This window comes from Serratia sp. CY47280, from assembly GCF_052168655.1.
Classification (GTDB): domain Bacteria; phylum Pseudomonadota; class Gammaproteobacteria; order Enterobacterales; family Enterobacteriaceae; genus Serratia; species Serratia bockelmannii.
In genome coordinates, this window is sequence record NZ_JBJNMG010000003.1 from 357218 (window position 1) to 380350 (window position 23133).

Sequence of the window (23133 nt, forward strand, 5' to 3'; positions counted from 1 at the left end):
CTTATTTAACAAAACCAATTTTAGCAAAGTCATATGGTGTCACATAGCCAAAACGAATTTTATCAATATAATCAGCCCACCACTGCACCATCAATCTCCTTTCATCCAAATGCTCGGACGTATGGATATAAGCAGCACGCACATTGTTACGCTCAGAATGGCTTAGCTGACGTTCTATCGCATCATCGCTCCATAATCCGGATTCACCTAAAGCACCGCGCGCCATCGTCCTAAAACCGTGCCCACATACTTCCGTTTTAGTATCGTATCCCATCGCACGCAGCGCATTATTCACCGTGTTTTCGCTCATGACTTTTTTGGGATCATGATCGCCGGGGAAAAGTCGCTCGTTATCACCGCTTAGCTGTTTCAACCTATCCAGCAAGGACAGCGCCTGACAACTGAGAGGGACGATATGCTCTTCTTTCATCTTCATCCCACGATGGGAATAGCGTACGCCTTCAATTTCTTTCCGCTTTGCCGGTATGCGCCAGCAAGCTTTATCAAAATCAAACTCATCCCAGCGAGCAAAACGCAGCTCACTAGAACGCACGAAGGTAAGTAAGGAAAGCTCTACAGCGATACTCGTCATCAGACGACCACGATAAGCGGCAAGACGTGCAAGAAACTCTGGAAAACGGTGTGGGGGCAGAGCCGGATAATGCCGAGCCTTGGTTATCGTTAACGCTCCAGCCATATCAACGGCAGGGTTCGAATCAATATAATCGTTCTGGACAGCAAAACGCATGATAGCCGTAACACGCTGTTGCAGGCGCTGAGCAACATCGTGCTTGCCAGTGGCATCAACAACCTTGATCGGTGCTAAGAGATGGCTGGTTTTAAGGCCACGAATATCAGCAGCGCCAATATACGGGAAAATATGCAGTTCCAGATAGCGGAGCACTCGCGAACGATGATCCTCGCTCCAGCGCTTGTTGCTGATATGCCATTCTCGGGCGATGGTTTCGAAAGTATATGCACCTGCCGTTTCGGCCTGTGCTTCCTTCTGCTCGGCTTTTGGGTCTACTCCCTGCACCAGTAACCTTTTAGCCTCATCTCGTTTTCCACGAGCTTCGGCAAGGGTAACTGTCGGCCACACACCAAATGCTAAGCGATCTTCTTTTTTGTCATTGGGTCGGCGGTACTTCATGCGCCAGTATTTGGATCCCTTCGCGGTGATCTCAAGATACAAACCGCCACCATCGGCCATTTTGTAGGTTTTGTCTTTGGGCTTTGCGGTCTCGACTTGGCGGGCGTTGAGCTTCATTTTGGGGGCACATTTTCAATCGAAGTGTAGATGCCCCCAATTATGCCCCCACCGATACCCGGATTGCAACGGATGTGCTCGGACGGATTTAGATCAAAAAAAAAGCCTTTCGGCTTTTTCTTCAGTAACTTACGGACTGTTACGGACGTTCTCGAACATACTAATGGTGCCGAAGGCCGGACTCGAACCGGCACGTATCTCTACGGTTGATTTTGAATCAACTGCGTCTACCGATTTCGCCACTTCGGCACTGAAGTAGTATGCGGAAAACGGGTGAATTATACCTTCCCGCGACCAGCACGCAACACTTATCCGTTGTTCAATGAGTTAAGTGTCGAAAAAACCGCCGCAACGCGCGTTTGTCCACCCCGCCTTCCCGCTGCGCGCCCTTCGCAACCCTGTTAATGATGAGCAGGCTGTTGCAACGAGCATCCAAAATAAGGCGCTACACTCACGCAATACCGTCCAATTCCAGATTCCAGCCTCGTTGCACAGAGCAATGATGAATCATGTACCGTACATCACTCGCTCCCACTAGCCAGAACTGCTCGCCCAACTAGCGAAACAGGTTCAGGAACCCGCCACGCGGAAGGTAGCACCTGCCTCCCCCATCCCCACTGTCTCACTCAGCCCCTATCAAAAATAAAATAATCCCCAGCCGCAATGACAACGCTGCAAATAATTTCATACTCATGTGTCAGCCAATAAAGAATGAGGTTGCGTAACATTCCGAGAACACTATTTTTTCATTGGTAAATATCAGGCGGGAAATATAAATAGAGGAATAACGCCATCAAAAAAGAGACGTTATTTTTAGCTGGATGGGCTTCGGACTAAAAACACCAAGAAATAGCGTGCATACGTAACAAAATAGCAACTCAAGGCGTAAAAACCAGCTGAGAACACTTGCCTCTGCGGAGTTAATAGCTTTAAGATGGTGTAAGAAAATTTTCCCTGGTGTTGGCCAATATTGGCAACCTGGCCCTACGCGGTCAGGTTTTTTTTTGTATTTTTATCAAAACATTACCGGGAAAGTGTATCGCCTTAAGGGGTGGGAAACCAGTTAGACTAAAGTACAGTCCCTTACTAGACCTTTATCAGTTCATGCAGGTTATTATTTCATATCGCAGAGATCGGGGTCGGCACTTTATTACGTCCTTCACTTGAAGCGCCACGCGGCCAAATCAATACCGATTTAACGCCCGTCATTTCCTGAATCGAAAGACGCTGTTCGCCAGCCGATATTTTCTCCCTTTAGACGTATCCCGCTGATGAGTTCTGCGCAGTCGTTGCCTCAGTATTCCACGGCCTAGCGAGCCCGTCACTCCACCGGTTTAATCAGTCGCAGCTCCATCCCCAGGCGCACGGCATGTCGGGCATTCGTTACCCCCAACTTTTTGACTATGTTGGACATATGAAACTTGATGGTGCCGGTCTTTATGCCCAGGATCATCGCCGTTTCCTGGTAGGTTTTACCCACGCTGGCCCAATAGAGGATTTCGTTTTCCCTGTCGGTAAAGCGGGCGTTACGCTCCAGGGATGCGGCGTTTTTTGCTGACAGTGGGGACAGCGCCAGATACGACTCATGGATTGAGGCCAGCAATACCGAAATGTCGCCTTTACGATCGGTGAGCGCCTGGATGGCTTCCGCTCTTTGCTCAAGGTTGAAGGCAAAGGAAAGCGTGACGAGATTGTCGTTGTAATCGTGCAGCACGAAGGTATAGCCGTGCGTTACGCCAAACTCGCGGGCCTGTTCGAACAGTTCGGGAAAGTGCAGCCCCGCGTCGGCCATGATTTGCTCGTCCCAGGCGAACGGGGTCAGGCGGTTGCGGGCGGTAAGCACCACCGGATCAATGTACTGCAACCCCTGCTCTTGATACTTTTTTACCCATTCACTCGGGTAGTTGGTGACGCCAAAGATGCAGGCAATGTCTTTTTTGGATAACACCACATACGCCCACAGAAGATCGCCCAACTCCCCTAATGCCGCTTCCAGGCGCTTGCCGATGATATTGCTGAGATTATATTCGTCTTCCATTGGCTGCCCTCCCTCTCCCTGCATTGCCGCTGAAGTGACTATAACACGACAAAAACCGCAGGCGGGGGCATGCCCCCCCCAACACCCCAACAAAAAAGGCGCGGCCCCGCGGCCACGCCTTTCTTCACCACCGCTCGCCCCGCTACTTGCGTTTGAGCAGCATATACACGCTGATCAGCAGGAACAGCATGCTCGGCAGCAGCGCGCCCAGCACCGGCGGCATGCTGTAGACCATGCTCAGCGGGCCGAAGATCTGATCCAGCACGTAGAACAGGAAGCCGAAGCTGATGCCGGTCACCACGCGGATACCCATCGGCACGCTGCGCAGCGGGCCGAAGATGAACGACAGCGCCATCAGCATCATCACCGCCACCGACAGCGGCGAGAAGATTTTGCTCCACATGTTGAGCTGGTAACGGTTGGATTCCTGGCCGCTCTGCTTCAGGTACTTCACGTAGTTGTGCAGCCCGCTGATGGAGAGCGAATCCGGATCCAGCGCCACCACGCCCAGCTTGTCCGGGGTCAGGTTGGTTTTCCATTCGCCGGTCAGCGTCTGGGTACCGGTCACCTGTTTCGGGTTGGTCAGATCCGAGGTGTCCACCTGCGAAAGCTGCCACAGGCCGTTCTCGAAGCTGGCGGTGGCGGCATAACGCACCGTCTCCAGGCGACGCTGATCGTTGAAGTGGTAGATGTTCACGCCGGAGAGTTCTTTGTCGCCGGAGACGCGCTCGATGTAGATGAAATCGTTGCCGTCCTTCGCCCACAGCCCGCTCTTGGTGGAGAGCAGCGAGCCGCCGTACATCTGCTGGGCGCGGTAGTTGCGCGCCATCTGCTCGCCCTGCGGCGCTACCCACTCGCCGATCGCCATGGTCAGCAGCACCAGCGGAATGGCGGTTTTCATCACCGAGCCGGCGATCTGCAGGCGGGTAAAGCCGGAAGCCTGCATCACCACCAGTTCGCTGCGCGTCGCCAGTTGGCCCAGGCCGAGCAGCGCGCCAAGCAGCGCCGCCATCGGGAAAAAGATCTCGATGTCTTTCGGCACGCTCAGCAGGGTGTACATGCCGGCGCTCAGCGCGGTGTACTCGCCCTGGCCGACCTTGCGCAGCTGATCGACGAACTTGATGATGCCGGACAGCGACACCAGCATGAACAGCGTCATGATGATGGTGTTGAAAATCGTTTTACCGATATACCGGTCTAATACGCCAAACATCAGGCCGCTCCTCTCAGGCGTGCGCGCAGCTTACGCATCGGCACGGTATCCCACAGGTTCAGCGCCAGCGCGATCGCGAAGTAAACGCCGTTAACCAGCCACAGCCACAGCATCGGATCCAGCTTGCCCTTGCCGGCGTTGGAGCGCAGCGAGGTCTGCAGCAGGAAGAAGATCAGATACAGCAGGATGGCCGGCAGCATGCTCAGCACGCGGCCCTGGCGCGGGTTCACCACGCTGAGCGGCACCACCAGCAGCGCCATCAGCGCCACCGAGACCACCAGCGTCAGGCGCCAGTGCAGCTCGGCGCGCGCGTCCGGATCGTCGGATTCCCACAGCGTCTGCATCGACATCTGTTCGGATTCGGTGTTATCCGCCGCCACGGTGCGGTGGCCAATCACCGCCTTGTAGTCGGTGAAGTCGGTAATGCGGAAGTCGCGCAGCAGCGCGGTGCCTTCAAAGCGGGTACCCTTGTCGAGCGTCACCACCTGCGAGCCGTCTTTCTGCTGCACGATGTTGCCGTGCTCGGCCACCACCACCGACGGGCGTTGGTTGCCGTTCGGCCGCAGCTGCGCCAGGAACACGTCGTTGAAGGTGCTGCCCTTCACGTTGCCGATAAACAGCACCGCGTTGCCATCCTGCGAGGGTTTGAACTGCCCTTCCGCCAGCCCGGCGATGCTCGGGTTGGCCTTGGCTTCGTTCACCACCACGTCCTGATAACGCGAAGCCCAGGGGCCGGCCCAAAACACGTTCACCGCCGCGATCGCAGAGGTGAGCAGCGCCAGGATCATGGCGGCGATAATCAGGGTGCGTTTGCCCAGCCCGCAGGCGTGCATAACGGTGATTTCGCTCTCGGTATACAACCGCCCAAGCGTCATCAGCAAGCCGAGAAACAGGCTCAAAGGCAGGATGAGCTGCGCCATTTTCGGCACGCCCAACGCGAGCAGAGAGAGTACTAAGTTTGTCGGGATATTGCCGTCCACCGCGTCGCCCAACACCCTGACCAAATTCTGACAAAAGAAGATCAGAAGCAGGATGAACAGGATGGCGATTTGGCTCTTGAGCGTTTCCCGTACCAGATATCTTATGATGATCACGCTTATTACGCCTGTGAAAACTTGTCTTTTTGCAGGAAAATCGATAATTTCATCGTTAATCCGCCATTTATTCTCATCATATGGCAACCTTCACAGCTAAAATAGTATTACAACATCAAGCCGTTTGGGTGTCCTATAGGAACTTGCTTATAGTCGCCAAAACAGAGCAATTTATGCCGTTCAGGTTAACATAATCCGTTAACTCAAATGGCAGGAGATCGTTACGGAGTCGGTTATTCTAGCCGTAGCGTCCGCCTTTGTCTTTAAGATTCAGGAGAGTGCATGGAGTTCAGTGTAAAAAGCGGTAGCCCGGAAAAACAGCGCAGTGCCTGTATTGTAGTCGGCGTTTTCGAACCGCGCCGCCTGTCCCCTATCGCAGAACAACTCGACAAAATCAGTGATGGTTATATCAGCGCATTGCTGCGCCGTGGCGAACTGGAAGGCAAGGTCGGGCAGACGCTGCTACTGCACCATGTGCCCAACATTCTCTCCGAGCGCATCCTGCTGATCGGCTGCGGCAAAGAGCGCGAGCTCGATGAGCGCCAATACAAGCAGGTGATCCAGAAAACCATCAATACCCTCAACGACACCGGCTCGATGGAAGCGGTCTGCTTCCTGACCGAACTGCACGTGAAAGGCCGCAATACCTACTGGAAAGTGCGTCAGGCGGTGGAAACCGCCAAAGAGACGCTCTACACCTTCGATCAGCTGAAAAGCAACAAGGTGGAGCCGCGTCGTCCGCTGCGCAAAATGGTGTTCAACGTGCCGACCCGCCGTGAGCTCACCAGCGGCGAGCGCGCTATCCAGCACGGCCTGGCGGTGGCTTCCGGCATCAAGGCGGCCAAAGATCTCGGCAACATGCCGCCGAACATCTGTAACGCCGGCTACCTGGCCTCGCAGGCCCGTCAGTTGGCGGACGCCTTCAGCACCAACATCACCACCCGCGTCATCGGCGAACAGCAGATGAAAGAGCTGGGCATGAACGCCTATCTGGCGGTCGGCGCTGGTTCGCAGAACGAATCATTGATGTCGGTGATGGAATATAAGGGCAACCCAAATCCGGACGCTAAGCCGATCGTGCTGGTAGGCAAAGGGCTGACCTTCGACTCCGGCGGCATCTCGATCAAACCGGCCGACGGCATGGACGAGATGAAATACGACATGTGCGGCGCGGCGACCGTGTACGGCGTGATGCGCGTGGTGGCGGAGCTGAACCTGCCGCTGAACGTGATCGGCGTGCTGGCCGGCTGTGAAAACATGCCGGGCGGCCGGGCGTATCGTCCGGGCGACGTGCTGACCACCATGTCCGGCCAGACCGTCGAGGTGCTCAACACCGACGCCGAAGGCCGCCTGGTGCTGTGCGACACCCTGACCTACGTCGAGCGCTTCGAACCGGAGCTGGTGATCGACATCGCCACCCTGACCGGCGCCTGCGTGATCGCCTTGGGCCACCACATCACCGGCCTGATGTCGAACCACAACCCGCTGGCGCACGAGCTGCTGGGCGCTTCCGAGCAGGCCGGCGACCGCGCCTGGCGCCTGCCGATGGCCGACGAGTACTACGAGCAGCTGGACTCCAACTTCGCCGACATGGCGAACATCGGTGGCCGCCCTGGTGGCGCCATCACCGCCGCCTGCTTCCTGTCGCGCTTCACCCGCAAGTACACCTGGGCACACCTGGATATCGCCGGCACCGCCTGGCGCTCCGGTAAAGCCAAGGGCGCGACCGGCCGCCCGGTGGCGCTGCTGTCGCAGTTCCTGCTCAACCGTGCAGGTCTGAACGGCGACGATTAAATCTGAGCGGTAATTCAGGTATAATCCCAAGGGGCACAGCATGCTGTGCCCCTACATTTTTTTATCGGCAGCGGTGGATCCTTAATGAAACAGGCGACGTTTTATTTGCTCGACAACGCGGAACCGTCAGGCGCGCTCAGCGCCCATGAGGCCGTGGCCTGCGCCGTTGCCGCCAGCGGCTTCCGTTCCGGCAAGCGGGTGCTGATCGCCTGCGAGAGCCAGGAGCAGGCCCAGCGGCTGGACGAAGCGCTGTGGCAGCGCGAGCCGCATGAATTTGTGCCGCACAACCTGGCCGGCGAAGGGCCGCACTACGGCGCGCCGGTGGAACTGTGCTGGCCCGGCAAGCGCGGCAACGCCCCGCGCGATCTGCTGATCGCCCTGCTGCCGCAGTTTGCCGATTTTGCTACCGCTTTCCATGAAGTGGTAGACTTCGTTCCTTACGAAGACACTCTGAAACAGTTGGCGCGCGACCGTTACAAGGCCTATCGCAGCGTCGGCTTCCATTTGACCACGGCTACGCCGCCAACTCACTGAATACGATAAAGAATGGAAAAGACAAACAGTCAGCTCGACACCGCATACGACCCAAAACAGATCGAACAGAAGCTGTACGATCACTGGGAGAATCAGGGTTACTTCAAGCCGAACGGCGACACCAGCCAGGAAAGCTTCTGCATCATGATCCCGCCGCCGAACGTCACCGGCAGCCTGCACATGGGCCACGCGTTCCAGCAGACCATCATGGACACCATGATTCGCTATCAGCGCATGCAGGGTAAAAACACCCTGTGGCAGGCGGGCACCGACCACGCCGGCATCGCCACCCAGATGGTGGTGGAGCGCAAGATCGCCGCGGAAGAAGGCAAAACCCGCCACGACTACGGCCGTGACGCGTTCATCGACAAAATCTGGCAGTGGAAGGCGGAATCCGGCGGCACCATCACCCGCCAAATGCGCCGTCTGGGCAACTCCGTGGACTGGGAGCGCGAGCGCTTCACCATGGACGAAGGCCTGTCGAACGCGGTGCGCGAAGTGTTTGTCCGTCTGCACAAAGAAGACCTGATCTACCGCGGCAAGCGCCTGGTGAACTGGGATCCGAAGCTGCGCACCGCCATCTCCGATCTGGAAGTGGAAAACCGCGAGTCCAAAGGTTCCATGTGGCACCTGCGCTACCCGCTGGCCGACGGCGCGAAAACCGCCGAGGGCAAAGACTATCTGGTGGTCGCCACCACCCGTCCGGAAACCGTGCTGGGCGATACCGGCGTGGCGGTCAACCCGGAAGATCCGCGCTATAAAGACCTGATCGGCAAAGAGATCATTCTGCCGCTGGTCGGCCGCCGCATCCGCATCGTCGGCGACGAACACGCCGATATGGAAAAAGGCACCGGCTGCGTGAAGATCACCCCGGCGCACGATTTCAACGACTACGAAGTCGGCAAACGCCACGGCCTGCCGATGATCAACATTCTGACCTTCGACGGCGACATCCGCCAGGAAGCGGAAGTGTTCAACACCCTGGGCGAAGTCTGCACCGACTACTGCAACGAAATCCCGGCCGAGTTCCGCGGCCTGGAGCGCTTCGCGGCGCGTAAAGCGGTGGTTGCCGCCTTCGATCAGTTGGGCCTGCTGGACGAGGTCAAACCGCACGACCTGACGGTGCCTTACGGCGACCGCGGCGGCGTGGTGATCGAGCCGATGCTGACCGACCAATGGTACGTGCGCACCGCGCCGCTGGCCAAAGTGGCGGTGGAAGCGGTCGAACAGGGCGACATCCAGTTCGTGCCGAAGCAGTACGAAAACATGTACTTCAGCTGGATGCGCGACATTCAGGACTGGTGCATCTCGCGTCAGCTGTGGTGGGGCCACCGCATCCCGGCCTGGTATGACGTGAACGGCAAAGTCTACGTGGGCCGCAGCGAAGAAGAAGTGCGCAGCGAGAACAACCTGGGCGCCGACGTGGTGCTGACCCAGGACGAAGACGTGCTGGACACCTGGTTCTCGTCCGGCCTGTGGACCTTCTCTACCCTGGGCTGGCCGGAGCAGACCGAGGCGCTGAAAACCTTCCACCCGACCAGCGTGATGGTCAGCGGCTTCGACATCATCTTCTTCTGGATCGCGCGCATGATCATGCTGACCATGCACTTCATCAAGGATGAAAACGGCAAGCCGCAGGTGCCGTTCAAGACCGTCTACATGACCGGCCTTATCCGCGACGACGAAGGCCAGAAGATGTCCAAGTCGAAAGGCAACGTGATCGACCCGCTGGACATGGTCGACGGCATCTCGCTGGAAGATCTGCTGGAAAAACGCACCGGCAACATGATGCAGCCGCAGCTGGCGGAGAAAATCCGCAAGCGTACCGAGAAGCAGTTCCCGAACGGCATCGAGCCGCACGGCACCGACGCCCTGCGCTTCACCCTGGCGGCGCTGGCCTCGACCGGCCGCGACATCAACTGGGACATGAAGCGCCTGGAAGGCTACCGCAACTTCTGTAACAAGCTGTGGAACGCCAGCCGCTTCGTGCTGATGAACACCGAAGCGCACGACTGCGGCTTCAACGGCGGCGAGAAAGTGCTGTCGCTGGCGGATCGCTGGATCCTGGCCGAATTCAACCGCACGGTGAAAGCCTACCGCGAAGCGCTGGACACCTACCGCTTCGATCTGGCGGCCAACATCCTGTACGAATTCACCTGGAACCAGTTCTGCGACTGGTATCTGGAGCTGACCAAGCCGGTGGTGAGCAACGGCAGCGAAGCGGAACAGCGCGGCACCCGCCACACGCTGATCACCGTGCTGGAAGCGCTGCTGCGCCTGGCGCACCCGATCATTCCGTTCATCACCGAAACCATCTGGCAGCGCGTGAAGCCGCTGACCGGCACGACCGCAGACACCATCATGCTGCAGCCGTTCCCGGCCTACGACGCCGCGCTGGAAGACGAGCAGGCGCTGAACGATCTGGAGTGGATCAAGCAAACCATCATCGCCGTGCGCAACATCCGCGCCGAGATGAACATCGCGCCTAGCAAAACGCTAGACGTGCTGCTGCGCAACTGCAGCGCCGACGCCCAGCGCCGCGTGCAGGAGAACCAAAGCTTTATCGCCCGTCTGGCGCGCCTGGAATCCATCGCGCTGCTGCCAGCCGGTGAGAAAGGCCCGGTCTCCGTCACCAAGCTGGTGGACGGCGCCGAGTTGCTGATCCCGATGGCCGGCTTCATCGACAAGGACGCCGAGATCGCGCGTCTGGCGAAAGAGATGGGTAAACTGGATGCGGAAATCGCTTCGATCGAAGGCAAGCTGGCGAACGAAGGCTTCGTGGCACGCGCGCCGGAGGCGGTGGTCGCCAAAGAACGCGATCGTCTGGCGGCCTGTAAAGAAGGCAAAGTGAAACTGCAGGAACAGCAGGCGACCATCGCCGCACTGTAATCCACCGGCTCACGCCAACGCCTGAAAAACAGCGGGGTCTTCCCCGCTGTTTTTTTATCGCCGTTGCATCCGGGCCGGGTTAGATGTTATTACAAGATATTACTGCTGCAGGGACGCCGCCGGGAAATAATCCCCGGCGCGTTTCGTGCTGCGATAAAAACGAAAAACGAACGTGGTCTCTTTCAATGGCGAGTGTAAACATGACAACAGCAACCCCGGCGCGCCTGCTGGTGCGCCCCATCACGGCGGAAGACAATCCCGCCATTGCTCACGTCATTCGCGAAGTCTCCGCCGAGCACGGCCTGACGGCGGATAAAGGCTATACCGTCTCCGATCCCAATCTGGACGCCCTGTATCAGCTCTACAGCCTGCCGCGCAGCGCTTACTGGGTGATCGAGGTGGACGGCCAGGTCGCCGGCGGCGGCGGCATCGCGCCGCTGCAGGGCGGTGCAGACGATATTTGCGAATTACAGAAGATGTATTTCCTGCCGGTGTTGCGCGGCAAAGGATTGGCGAAACGCCTGGCGCTGCAGGCGCTGGATTTCGCCCGCCAGCACGGCTTCCGCTGTTGTTACCTCGAGACCACCGCCAGCCTGACGCAGGCCGTTGCGCTGTACGAACACCTGGGCTTCGAACACATCGACCACGCGATGGGCGCCACCGGCCACGTCGATTGCGAAGTCACCATGCTGAAAACGCTGTAATCGTCCCCCGCCTCTCTATCATGGCGCAGCGTGCTGCGCCTTTTTATTAATATCGCAATCAATCAGTAAAACTCGCTATAACGCCGTTTTTCAAGCAGATAAACTGACGTTAAAAACCACGGTGTAAATTTAATGTGAAGTTCGTTAATAAATTAACGATCGCAAATTGACCGCTTTTCCCCCCGCGTTACTCTGCCAGTATCCCAATCGCGCACGGAGAGCTGTCATGTCGGAAAATACCTTTGATTACATCATCGTCGGCGCCGGTTCCGCCGGCTGCGTGCTGGCGGCGCAGCTGATCCGCCGCACCCAGGCGCGGGTGCTGCTGCTGGAAGCCGGCGGCGACGACAATAACCTGTTCATCAAGATGCCGGCCGGGGTGGCCAAGATCATCGCCAAAAAAAGCTGGCCCTACGAGACGGAGCCGGAACCGCACGCCAACAACCGCCGCATGCAGATCGCGCAGGGCAAGGTGCTGGGCGGCAGCAGTTCGGTCAACGGCATGATCTACCTGCGCGGCCAGCCGCAGGACTACGACGACTGGGCCGAACGCTACGGCTGCACCGGCTGGAGCTACCGGGAGGTGCTGCCCTACTTCAAACGCGCCGAGGCCAATGAAAGCCTGTCCGACGACTACCACGGCGCCGACGGGCTGCTGCCGGTCAGCGAGAACCGCTACCGCCACCCGCTGAGCATGGCGTTTATCCGCGCCGGCCAGGAGTTGAACCTGCCCTATCTCAACGACTTCAACGGCGACAGCCAGCACGGCGTCGGTTTCTACCAAACCACCACCCGCAACGGCGAGCGCGCCAGCACCGCCCGCACCTACCTGAAGGCAGTGCGCGACGAACGGCGGCTGGTGGTGAAACTGAACGCCCTGGCGCACCGGCTGACCTTCGAGGGCAACGTCGCCACCGGCGTGGTCTACAGCCAGAACGGCGGCGCCGAAGTCACCGCGCGCGCCACCAAAGAGGTGATCGTCAGCGCCGGCGCAGTCGGTTCGCCGAAGCTGCTGATGCTGTCCGGCATCGGCCCGCGCGACCATCTGCAGCAGTTGGGCATCGAGGTGCGGGCGGATCTGCCGGTGGGCAAAAACTTCCACGACCATCTGCACATGTCGATCAACGTCAGCACCCGCGAGCCGATCAGCCTGTTCGGCGCCGATCGCGGCCTGCAGGCGCTGAGCCACGGCGCGCAGTGGCTGGCGTTTCGCAGCGGGGTGCTCTCGTCCAACGTGCTGGAAGGCGCCGCCTTCACCGACAGCCAGGGCGACGGCCGGCCGGACGTGCAGATCCACTTCCTGCCGCTGCTGGACAGCTGGGACGACGTGCCCGGCGAGCCGCTGCCGAACATTCACGGCTTCACGCTCAAGGTCGGTTACCTGCAGCCGAAGGCGCGCGGCGAAGTGCTGCTGCGCAGCAGCAACCCGCGCGATCCGGTCAAGCTGCACGCCAACTACCTCGGCCACCCGGACGATCTGGCCGGCAGCGTGCGCGCGGTGAAGTTCGGCCTGGATTTCCTGCAAACCGCGGCGCTGAAGCCGCTGATCAAAGACCTGCTGATGCCGCAGCCGGAGTGGACACGCGACGAAGCTCAGCTGGAAGCCTTCGTGCGCAACTTCTGCAAGACGGTGTATCACCCGGTGGGCAGTTGCCGCATGGGGCCGTCGCCACAGGACGCGGTGACCGATCCGCAGCTGCGGGTGCACGGTTTTGAACAGCTGCGGGTGATCGACTGCTCGGTGATGCCGCAGCTCACCAGCGGCAACACCAATGCGCCGACCATCATGCTGGCGGAAAAGGCGGTGGATCTGTTGCTGGGCGCGCCGCAGTAAGGGCGCGCTTCAACGTCAGGCGGCGGCGGGCACGCCGCTGTGGAAACGCAGCTCGCTGTCCGGCGACAGGATCAGCTCAGCTTCGAGGCGGCCGAAATGCGCCACCCGTTCGCTGATGTCGCCGCCGGCGATCTGCTCGGCCAATGTCAGGTAGTCCTGATAATGCCGCGCTTCGGATCGCAGCAGCGAAACGTAAAAGCGGTTCAGCTCGTCGTCCAGGTGCGGCGCCAGTTTGGCGAAGCGTTCGCAGGATCGCGCTTCGATGTAGGCGCCACAGATCAGTTTGTCGATCAGCGTCGCCGGATCGTGAGTGCGGATCTCGCGGATCATGCCCTTGGCGTAGCGGCTGGCGGTGATCTTGCGATATGGGATCCCGCGTGCCTGCATGATCTCCAGCACCTGTGAGAAGTGGTGCAACTCTTCCTTGATCAACAGCACCATGCGATCCGCCAGATCCTGGCCGTAGGCCGAGCCGTTTTTCGGCAGGATCTTGCGGGTGAACTGGCCCTGGCGGAATAGCGTGTCGGGCGCGCCCTGCGCTTCGTGCAGAAACGCCTCGTAGGGCCGCAGCAGCGCCAACAGCGCGTCGCCGCTCTCTTTGTCCGCCACATAGCGGCGGATCAGCCACATGCCGGTCTGTGCGGCTTTCAGCTCGCACACCAGGTGGTCGGTCAGCAACAGCTGCAGGTTTTCCGGACGGCGCGCGGCGTCGATCCAGGCGTCGGGAGTTTCACAGTGCAGGAAGCTTAAAATCGGGGCTAACAGGGATTGGTATGTCATCGGCTTCATTGCCCTATGTATTTCAAGTTGCAGCTAGGCGGCCAGCTCACTCATCCCCAGGAGCTTACTCAGGTAAGTGACTGGGGTGAGAGAGTGCAGCCAACAACGCTGCAGCTTGAAAGACGACGGGGATATCAGGGGCCGGCGAGAACCGGCCCATGTGAATAAGCGGGGTTAATCAGTGGCGTTTGCCGTCGTCGTCTTCGTCGATGTAGTCGCCGTCTTCGTCATCCTCACCGTCTTCACCGTTCGGATCTTCGAAGTAAGTGCCCCAGCCGTCGTAGTTGACGCCGCAGCGTTCCGCCAGCGCCACCAGCTGTTCTACCTGGGCGTCGATCAGCTCGGCGTTCAGGCCGACTTCGCTGATCACGTCGCAGCACATCACCATCGAACCGTCTTCCACTTCCAGCTCTTCGGCGTCGGTCACTTCGTAGCCCAGCTTGAAGGCTTCAACGGCGGCCTGCTCCAGAACCTCAAATTTCTCGGCGGACAGATGGTGCTCGATGGTGTAGAGCGCGTCCGGATCGCTGCCGTCTTCCAGCAGTTCTTCGATGATCAGGCGGGTCTCTTCACGTTGTTCTTCCAGCAATTCGCGGTTTGCCATGCCTATATCCTCAAGTCAAATGGCCTTCATTCCTTCTATTTTCACACACCGCCGACATTGCTTCCACGATAAACGTGAAAGATTTGCTCGTCGGGGTTGAAATTGAATATTCATACATATAAAGTGAATTTTAATTCAATTACACAATCAGGGAATCGGACTATGAGCACCGGCAATGCGTTCTACCAACGTCACTTTCTGAGGTTAATGGATTTCACCCCCGCCGAGCTGCAGGCGCTGCTGCGGCTTTCGGCCGATCTGAAACAGGCCAAGAAGCAGGGGCAGGAACAGCGCCGGCTGCAGGGCAAAAACATTGCGCTCATCTTCGAAAAAGACTCGACCCGCACGCGATGCTCTTTCGAAGTTGCCGCATTCGATCAGGGTGCGCAGGTGACCTATCTCGGCCCAAGCGGCAGCCAGATCGGCCATAAAGAGTCGATGAAAGACACCGCCCGGGTGCTGGGCCGCCTGTACGACGGTATTCAATACCGCGGCTACGGCCAGGCGCTGGTGGAAACCCTGGCGGAACACGCCGGCGTGCCGGTGTGGAACGGCCTGACCGACGAGTTCCACCCTACCCAATTGCTGGCGGATCTGCTCACCGTGCAGGAACACCTGCCGGGCAAGGCGCTGAGCGAGGTGAAGCTGGCGTACGTCGGCGACGCGCGCAACAACATGGGCAACACGCTGCTGGAAGCCGCCGCGCTGGCGGGCATGGATCTGCGGCTGGTGGCGCCGAAGGCCTGCTGGCCGCAGCCGGAGCTGGTGGCCGAATGCCAGGCGCTGGCGCAGCAAACCGGCGCGAAACTCACCCTGACCGAAGACATCGCCGAAGGGGTGCAAGACGCCGACTTCCTCTACACTGACGTCTGGGTGTCGATGGGCGAACCGAAAGAAACCTGGCAAGAGCGTATCGCGCTGCTGCGGCCGTATCAGGTCAACATGGCGATGCTGAAGCTGACCGGCAACCCGAACGTGAAGTTTCTGCACTGCCTGCCAGCGTTCCACGACGATCAAACCACCCTCGGTAAGCAGATGGCGCAGCAGTACGACCTGCACGGCGGCATGGAAGTGACCGACGAGGTGTTCGAGTCGGCGCACAGCGTGGTGTTCGATCAGGCGGAAAACCGGCTGCATACCATCAAGGCGGTGCTGGTCGCCACGCTGAGCGAAACCCTCTGATTGCCCCCCCTCCGCCCTGGCGCCCCCGGCCAGGGCGGCTAATATATTCCTGGAATATCAAATAGCGGATTGACCTTTGCCCGCCGCCGGCAAAGGTTCTACCGTGACAGGCCGACGGCGCCCGCGCCATAAAAACCAACGATAACAAACCGTTCTCAGCGCCGCCTTGCGGCGCCTTCAGGGGATACACACCGATGAAAACCAAACTCTTGCCGCTGTTCCTGCTCGCCGCCCTGCCCGCCGCCGCGTTAGCCGCCACGCCGCCGAATACGCTGGTAGTGGTGCAATCGCTGGATGACATCGTCAGCCTCGATCCGGCGGAAGCCAACGAACTCTCCAGCATCCAGACGGTGCCCAGCCTGTATCAGCGTCTGGTGCAGGCGGATCGCGACGATCCGGCTAAGGTGGCGCCGGTGCTGGCGGAAAGCTGGCAGGGCGATGCGGCAGCTAAAACGCTGACGGTGAAACTGCGGCCGCAGGCGGCGTTTGCCTCCGGCAATCCGCTGACCGCCGACGACGTGATCTTTTCCTACAGCCGCGCGGTCAAAATGAACAAATCGCCAGCGTTCATCCTCAACGTGCTCGGCTGGCAGCCGGACAACATCGACGCGCAGCTGAAGAAGATCGACGACCATACCGTGCAGCTGCGCTGGACGGCGGACGTCAGCCCGGCGGTGGCGCTGAATATCCTCTCGACGCCGATCGCCTCGATCGTCGACAGCAAGGCGGCGCTGGCCAATGTCAAAGACGGCGACTTCGGCAACGCCTGGCTGAAAATGCACTCCGCCGGCAGCGGCCCGTTCAAGATGCGCGTCTATCAGCCGCATCAGGCGATCGTGCTGGACGCCAACCCCACCTCGCCGGGCGACAAGCCGCAGCTGAAAAACATCATCATTAAAAACGTGCCGGATCCGGCCACCCGCCGCCTGCTGATCCAGCAGGGCGACGCCGATATCGCCCGCGAACTGGGCGCCGATCAGACCGACACGCTGAAAAACCAGCCGGGCGTCAAGGTGCTGGAGATCCCGTCCGCCGAGCAAAACTACCTGGTGTTCAACACCGGCAACGGCGCCAATCCGCTGCTGAACAACCCGGCCTTCTGGGAAGCGGCGCGCTATCTGGTGGATTATCAGGGCATCACGAAGGATCTGCTGAAGGGCCAATACTTCGTGCACCAGAGCTTCCTGCCGGTCGGGCTGCCGGGCGCGCTGGAGACCAACCCGTTCAGCTACGATCCGGCTAAGGCGAAAGCCATCCTGGCCAAGGCGGGCATCACCCACGCCGCCTTTACGCTGGACGTAGAGAACAAGCCGCCGTTCATCACCATCGCGCAGGCGCTGCAGGGCAGCTTCGCCGCCGCCGGCGTGAAGATCGAACTGCTGCCGGCCGCCGGCAGCCAGGTTTACTCTCGCGTGCGCGCCAGGCAGCATCAGGCGGCGATCCGCCTGTGGATCCCGGATTACTTCGACGCCCACTCCAACGCCAGCGCCTTCGCCTACAACGACGGCAAGAGCAGTACGGTGGCCGGGCTGAACGGCTGGCAGATCCCGCAGTTGAATAAGCAGACGCTGGCGGCGCTGGCCGAAGCCGATCCAGCCAAGCGCCGCGCGCTGTACACCGCCATGCAGCAGGAGCTGCAGCGCAGTTCGCCGTACGTGTTTATCGATCAGGCCAAAACCGAAGTGGTGCTGCGCGACAACGTCAAAGGCTATCAACAGGGGTTGAACGCCGACATGGTCTACTACGATCGCGTCAGCAAATAGCCCGCGGGCGGCCATCGCCGGCCAATCGATTGCGGGGCGGCAAAAAACGGCGTTTTAACGCTTGCAGTGGCGAAAAGCGCGAGTATAATGCGCCACAATTTGCCAGGAGAAAGCATGAAAAACGACGTTTGTTTTGTTAGCCGCAATCGACAAAACCGACTGCCTATCGGCGGCCAGCTGCCGTTGTTTCTCCTGTTGCTAAACCGATCTTTTCAAGCCCCTCATTGAGGGGCTTTTTTTTGCCTTAAAAAGTCCCGCGCCACGGGCACGCGTCGAGGAGGAGTGAAAAATGGCCAACCCGCTGTATCACAAACACATCATCTCTATTAACGATCTCAGCCGCGAGGATCTGGAGCTGGTGCTGCGCACCGCCGCCGGTCTGAAAGCCAACCCGCAGCCGGAGCTGTTGAAACACAAGGTGATCGCCAGCTGCTTCTTTGAAGCCTCGACCCGTACCCGCCTGTCGTTCGAAACCTCGATGCACCGCCTCGGCGCCTCGGTGGTCGGTTTTGCCGACGGCAGCAACACCTCGCTCGGCAAAAAAGGCGAAACCCTGGCTGACACCATCTCGGTGATCAGCACCTACGTGGACGCCATCGTGATGCGCCACCCGCAGGAAGGCGCGGCGCGCATGGCCTCGGAGTTCTCCGGCAACGTGCCGGTGCTCAACGCCGGCGACGGCGCCAACCAACACCCGACCCAGACCCTGCTGGATCTGTTCACCATCCAGGAAACCCAGGGGCGCCTGAGCAACCTCAGCATCGCCATGGTCGGCGACCTGAAATACGGCCGCACCGTGCACTCGCTCACCCAGGCGCTGGCCAAATTCGAAGGCAACCGCTTCTACTTCATCGCCCCGGACGCGCTGGCGATGCCGGCCTACATCCTGAAAATGCTGGAAGAGAAAGGCATCGAGTACAGCCTGCACAGCAGCATTGAAGAAGTGGTGCCAGAGCTGGATATTCTCTACATGACCCGGGTGCAGAAAGAGCGCCTCGATCCTTCCGAGTACGCCAACGTGAAGGCGCAGTTCGTGCTGCGCGCCGCAGATCTGGCCGGCGCGCGCGCCAACCTCAAGGTACTGCACCCGCTGCCGCGCATCGACGAGATCGCCACCGACGTGGATAAAACGCCGTACGCTTACTACTTCCAGCAGGCGGGCAACGGCATCTTCGCCCGCCAGGCGCTGCTGGCGCTGGTGCTCAACGCAGATTTGGATCTTTAAGGGGGAACCGCCATGACTCACGACAACAAACTGCAGGTCGAAGCGATCAAATGCGGCACGGTGATCGACCATATTCCGGCGCAGATCGGTTTCAAACTGCTGACGCTGTTCAAGCTGACCGCCACCGACCAGCGCATCACCATCGGCCTGAACCTGCCCTCCAACGAGCTGGGCCGCAAGGATCTGATCAAGATCGAGAACACCTTCCTGACCGAGCAGCAGGCCAACCAGCTGGCGATGTACGCGCCGAAGGCCACGGTAAACCGCATCGATAACTATGAAGTGGTGCGCAAACTGACCCTCAGCCTGCCGGACCACATCGACGGCGTGCTGACCTGCCCGAACGGCAACTGCATCAGCCGCAGCGAGCCGGTGGCGTCGAGCTTCAGCGTCAAATCGCGCGACGGCGAAGTGCACCTGAAATGCCGCTACTGCGAAAAAGAGTTCGAGCATCAGGTGGTGCTGCAGGCGGACTAAGCCCGGCATGGGCGCCGGGAGATGGCGCTGTCATTCTCCCGGTGACGCCCTATAATGGGTCCTCTGAAAATTACTCTACCCACGTTGCTACCCACCGAATTTTACGCTGCGGCCGACCGCGCGGCGGCGTGAAAGACAACGGGTCTATCAGGAGAAAACATGTCACGTAATATCAGCACTGAACTCGCCCCGGCAGCCATTGGTCCTTACGTGCAGGGCGTTGATCTGGGCAGCATGATCATCACTTCCGGCCAGATCCCGGTCGATCCGAAAACCGGCGCCGTCGCCGACGACGTCGCCGCACAGGCGCGCCAGTCGCTGGAAAACGTTAAAGCGATCGTCGAAGCCGCCGGCCTGATCGTTGCCGACATCGTGAAAACCACCGTATTCGTGAAAGACCTGAACGACTTCGCCACCGTCAACGCCGCGTACGAAGCCTTCTTCACCGAGCACAGCGCGCCGTTCCCGGCCCGCTCTTGCGTAGAAGTGGCGCGTCTGCCGAAAGACGTGAAGATCGAAATCGAAGCCATCGCCGTGCGTCGTTAATCGACACGCATACGAATCACGGCCAGTGCAGACTGGCCGTTTTTATTGATAATCATTTTATTAACCCAATTAATTTATAGCGATAGCGTAATATCGTTCACATTTACAATTCCCTAATAAAAATACGCCTATAATTGTTTTTCACCCGGCCGGGTCATTGCTGTTTCATTTCGTTCACTTCGTGAATAATGACAGGAGATAACCATGGCACCTAGCGTATTGGATTATTTTATCCAACAAGTTTCCCGTTATCCGGAAAAAACCGCCGTCGTCGGCGATAATAAACACCTGACCTACCGTCAATTGGATGAAGCCAGCAGCGCACTGTGCGCGCTGTTGCTACGGCGGGGCGTGGCGCCCGACAGCTATGTGCCGCTCGTCACGCTGCGCACGCCGGAAATGCTGATCGGTATGTTGGCGATCGTCAAAGCCGGCGCAGGCTATATTCCCATCGACGCCCGTTACCCGGAAAAAAGAATACAGGATATCGTCACGCAAAGCGGTTCCCCTTTAATACTCGCCAGCAACGCGACGATAGCGCTTTCGGAAAATAACTTCAGCGAGGATATTATTTATATTGATAATATATCAACTTCTTCGCAGGAGAATATAACGTTCATTTCTCCGTCCCCCGATGCCATCGTTTATCTCATTTTCACTTCAGGCACCACCGGCAAACCGAAAGGGGTGCTGATAGAACATCAGTCACTGCTGAATTTAATTCTCTGGCATAACAAGCAATTCGCCATGGATGCCGAAAGTCGTTCTACGCTGATCGCCGGCTTGAGTTTCGACGTCGCGCAATGGGAGATCTGGTCGCCTCTGACCAGCGGCGGCACATTGTATCTGCCCCCGGAAGACGCTCGCCTGCAGCCGGAAGTCCTGCTGGCCTACTTTGCCGAACAGGGCATTACCCACGCCAGCCTGCCCGCCGTACTGGTTGCCGAAGTGGTCGGCGCACCGCAACCGGCCAATCTGGCGCTGCGGTATCTGTTCAGCTCAGGGGAGAAACTTCATCCGGTCGATCTGCGCGGCATCGATTATTCATTGATCGATTACTACGGCCCGACGGAAGCCACCATATTCGCCACCTGCAACCGGGTGGCTTGCGCCACGCAAAACCCGCCCGCCAGCATTGGGCGGCCCATCGGCGATACCGAAATCTTCATCCTCGATGACCGACTGCAGCCCGTGATCGGCGATCGCCCCGGCGAGCTGTATATCAGCGGCCGCTGTCTGGCCCGCGGCTACCTGAACAATCCGGCGTTGACCGCCGAGCGCTTCATCACCCCGCCTCACTTCGCCGGATTGCGCCTGTACCGCAGCGGCGATCGGGCTCGTTGGCTGGCGGATGGCCGCATTCAATATCTGGGCCGTATCGACGATCAGGTCAAAATCCGCGGCAATCGCATTGAACTGGGCGAAATCGAAAACGCCATGCTGCAGGTTGCGGGCGTCCGTAAAGCGGTGGCCGCCGTGGCAATGGCTGACGATCCGCTGGGCAAGAAAATCGTGGCGTTTCTGATCGCGGAGAGTGACAGCGAAAACGTGACCGCACGCGTCCGACAGAAACTGAAAGAAACGCTGCCCACCGCATTTCTGCCCGCCGATTATCGTTTACTGGAACACATGCCGCTGAACAACAACGGCAAGATCGACAAAGCGGCTCTGTTGGCGCATTACCAATCGGTCAGCGTCAGTGTCGACGTTGCGCAGCCGCTGACCGCCGACCAGCGCGTCGTCGCCGATCTCTGGCGCTCGCTGCTGAAAGTGGAACAGCCCGCAGCCGACGATGATTTTTTCTCGCTGGGCGGCCATTCGCTGTTGGCGGCCAAACTGATGGCGACGCTGGCCGAGGCATTTGCCGTCGAGACTTCGGTGCACGACATCTATGAATATCCCACTCTGGGCGCCCTGGCGCAGGCACTGGCACAACGCAGAGACCGGCAACCGACACAGCGGCAAGGCGAAGCGCGTGCCTTGCAGGATGATGTTTATTTGCCGTCGGATCTCGTCATCGATCCGACGTTCGATCCGCGGCAAATCAGCGCGCCGCGCGCCATTTTGCTGACCGGCGCCACCGGCTTCGTCGGCGCGCATCTGTTGGCCGATCTGCTGCGCACCACCGACTCCGAGCTGTACTGTCTGGTGCGCGACGGCGCCAAACTGCCGCCGAGACAGCGGCTGGAGGCGGTGCTGCAGCGCTACCGGATCGCGCTGAACGCCAGCCAGCACGCGCGCATTCATATCGTGCCTGGCAACGTAGCGGAACACGACTTTTCGCTGACGCCGGCGGCCTACAGGGCGTTAAGCCGAGATATCGATCTGATTTACCATTCGGCCAGCGCGGTGAATTTTATCCAGCCTTACGCCTACATGAAGCGCGACAACGTGCAGGGCCTGCGGGAAATCATTCGCTTCGCGGCGCATAGCCGCACCAAGCCGCTGATGCTGCTGTCGACCATCTCCGTATACAGCTGGGGGCATCTGCACACCGGCAAGCGGGTGATGCGGGAAAGCGACGATATCGACCAAAACCTGCCGGCGGTCAGCCGCGATATCGGCTACGTGCGCAGCAAATGGGTGATGGAGAAAATTGCCGATTTGGCGGCGGCGCAAGGCCTGCCGCTGATGACCTTCCGCCTGGGCTACGCCACCTGCCACAGCCGTACCGGCGTCAACGCCGATTATCAATGGTGGGGACGGCTGGTGAAAACCTGCATCAGCAGCGGCACGGTGCCGGATTTACGGGATATGCGCGAAGGGTTGACCACGGTGGATTACATGACCCGGGCCATCGCCCACGTCTCTCGCAATCCGCAGGCGCTGGGGCAGAAATTCAACCTGATCCATCAAGGTGACAATAATCTGACGCTGCGTGAGTTTTTCAGCCTGCTGGAGCGCGAGTTCGGTTATCGTTTTCGTCCCTTGCCCTTCGCACAGTGGCGGGCCCAATGGGAAAACGACAGCGACGCGCCGCTGTACCCGCTGCTCAGCCTGTTCAAGGATCCTATGGTGGACGAGCTATCGACGGTGGAGCTCTATCAAGACACCTATCGGTGGGACTGCAGCAACCTGCAACGCTTCCTGCAGGGCAGCGGTATCGATGAGCCGCGCTTCACCCGCCAGCTGCTGCTGAATTACCTGCAGCACGCCATCGGGTATGCGCCGCTGTCGCTACAGGCGTAA

Annotated in this window: 17 protein-coding genes and 1 tRNA gene; 11 read left to right on the plus strand and 7 right to left on the minus strand. The window is 59.2% G+C overall.

Translation table 11 applies throughout. The features are described 5' to 3' along the window. Window position 1: 1 nt before the first annotated feature. The 5 genes from ACJ8J4_RS15980 to lptF form a co-directional block, all read right to left on the minus strand. The gene (locus tag ACJ8J4_RS15980; RefSeq protein WP_442516087.1) at window positions 2-1267 is read right to left on the minus strand and encodes a tyrosine-type recombinase/integrase; all 1266 of its coding nucleotides are present in this window, start codon (window positions 1265-1267) and stop codon (window positions 2-4) included. Between the two features lie 164 nt (window positions 1268-1431). Beyond that, window positions 1432-1516 (minus strand) — tRNA-Leu (locus ACJ8J4_RS15985). A gap of 1072 nt (window positions 1517-2588) precedes the next feature. Further along, a complete protein-coding gene (locus tag ACJ8J4_RS15990) occupies window positions 2589-3305 on the minus strand; it encodes a LuxR family transcriptional regulator (protein WP_164068238.1) in 717 nt (238 codons plus the stop codon). A 142-nt stretch (window positions 3306-3447) separates the two neighbouring features. After that, window positions 3448-4518 carry an LPS export ABC transporter permease LptG gene (gene lptG / locus ACJ8J4_RS15995; RefSeq protein ID WP_019453290.1) on the minus strand — a complete coding sequence of 357 codons (1071 nt, stop codon included), beginning with the start codon at window positions 4516-4518 and terminating at the stop codon, window positions 3448-3450. Beyond that, entirely contained in the window at window positions 4518-5612 is a 1095-nt protein-coding gene (lptF, locus tag ACJ8J4_RS16000; protein ID WP_043139168.1) for an LPS export ABC transporter permease LptF, read from the minus strand. Before lptF ends, lptG begins: the two co-directional genes overlap by 1 nt. A 282-nt stretch (window positions 5613-5894) precedes the next feature. On the opposite strand from lptF, the gene pepA reads away from it, so the two are divergent. The 5 genes from pepA to ACJ8J4_RS16025 all read left to right on the plus strand — a co-directional run bounded on the left by pepA (window position 5895) and on the right by ACJ8J4_RS16025 (window position 13367). After that, on the plus strand, window positions 5895-7406 hold the full coding sequence (pepA, locus tag ACJ8J4_RS16005; RefSeq protein WP_004933352.1) for a leucyl aminopeptidase: 1512 nt from the start codon (window positions 5895-5897) through the stop codon (window positions 7404-7406). Between the two features lie 84 nt (window positions 7407-7490). Further along, on the plus strand, window positions 7491-7940 hold the full coding sequence (locus ACJ8J4_RS16010; RefSeq protein WP_025305119.1) for a DNA polymerase III subunit chi: 450 nt from the start codon (window positions 7491-7493) through the stop codon (window positions 7938-7940). A gap of 12 nt (window positions 7941-7952) precedes the next feature. Continuing rightward, entirely contained in the window at window positions 7953-10829 is a 2877-nt protein-coding gene (locus ACJ8J4_RS16015) for a valine--tRNA ligase (protein ID WP_049208824.1), read from the plus strand. A gap of 200 nt (window positions 10830-11029) precedes the next feature. After that, on the plus strand, window positions 11030-11533 hold the full coding sequence (locus tag ACJ8J4_RS16020; RefSeq protein WP_004933360.1) for a GNAT family N-acetyltransferase: 504 nt from the start codon (window positions 11030-11032) through the stop codon (window positions 11531-11533). Window positions 11534-11759: 226 nt separating this feature from the next. Then, window positions 11760-13367, plus strand: a complete 1608-nt coding sequence (locus tag ACJ8J4_RS16025) for a GMC family oxidoreductase (RefSeq protein ID WP_197836433.1) — start codon at window positions 11760-11762, stop codon at window positions 13365-13367. A gap of 15 nt (window positions 13368-13382) precedes the next feature. Here the strand turns inward: ACJ8J4_RS16025 and miaE are convergent, their stop codons facing one another. Continuing rightward, on the minus strand, window positions 13383-14147 hold the full coding sequence (gene miaE / locus ACJ8J4_RS16030; protein WP_015376459.1) for a tRNA isopentenyl-2-thiomethyl-A-37 hydroxylase MiaE: 765 nt from the start codon (window positions 14145-14147) through the stop codon (window positions 13383-13385). A gap of 178 nt (window positions 14148-14325) precedes the next feature. Beyond that, window positions 14326-14751, minus strand: coding sequence for a ribonuclease E inhibitor RraB (gene rraB, locus ACJ8J4_RS16035; RefSeq protein ID WP_025305115.1), 426 nt, complete (start codon window positions 14749-14751; stop codon window positions 14326-14328). Window positions 14752-14913: 162 nt separating this feature from the next. Between rraB and argF the strand changes: the two genes are divergently transcribed. From argF to ACJ8J4_RS16065, 6 genes are all read left to right on the plus strand, one after another. Then, window positions 14914-15933, plus strand: coding sequence for an ornithine carbamoyltransferase (gene argF, locus ACJ8J4_RS16040; RefSeq protein ID WP_049294756.1), 1020 nt, complete (start codon window positions 14914-14916; stop codon window positions 15931-15933). 194 nt (window positions 15934-16127) lie between these two features. Further along, window positions 16128-17696 (plus strand): ABC transporter substrate-binding protein, encoded by a 1569-nt coding sequence (locus ACJ8J4_RS16045; RefSeq protein WP_148123085.1) that lies wholly within the window; start codon window positions 16128-16130, stop codon window positions 17694-17696. A gap of 289 nt (window positions 17697-17985) precedes the next feature. Further along, window positions 17986-18921 (plus strand): aspartate carbamoyltransferase, encoded by a 936-nt coding sequence (gene pyrB / locus ACJ8J4_RS16050; protein WP_147823134.1) that lies wholly within the window; start codon window positions 17986-17988, stop codon window positions 18919-18921. Window positions 18922-18933: 12 nt separating this feature from the next. Beyond that, complete coding sequence (gene pyrI, locus ACJ8J4_RS16055) at window positions 18934-19398, plus strand: aspartate carbamoyltransferase regulatory subunit (RefSeq protein WP_033641690.1); 465 nt, start codon at window positions 18934-18936, stop codon at window positions 19396-19398. Between the two features lie 159 nt (window positions 19399-19557). After that, the gene (ridA, locus tag ACJ8J4_RS16060; protein ID WP_004933379.1) at window positions 19558-19944 is read left to right on the plus strand and encodes a 2-iminobutanoate/2-iminopropanoate deaminase; all 387 of its coding nucleotides are present in this window, start codon (window positions 19558-19560) and stop codon (window positions 19942-19944) included. Between the two features lie 204 nt (window positions 19945-20148). Further along, window positions 20149-23133: a non-ribosomal peptide synthetase gene (locus ACJ8J4_RS16065; RefSeq protein WP_264383783.1), complete on the plus strand. Its 2985-nt coding sequence runs from the start codon at window positions 20149-20151 to the stop codon at window positions 23131-23133.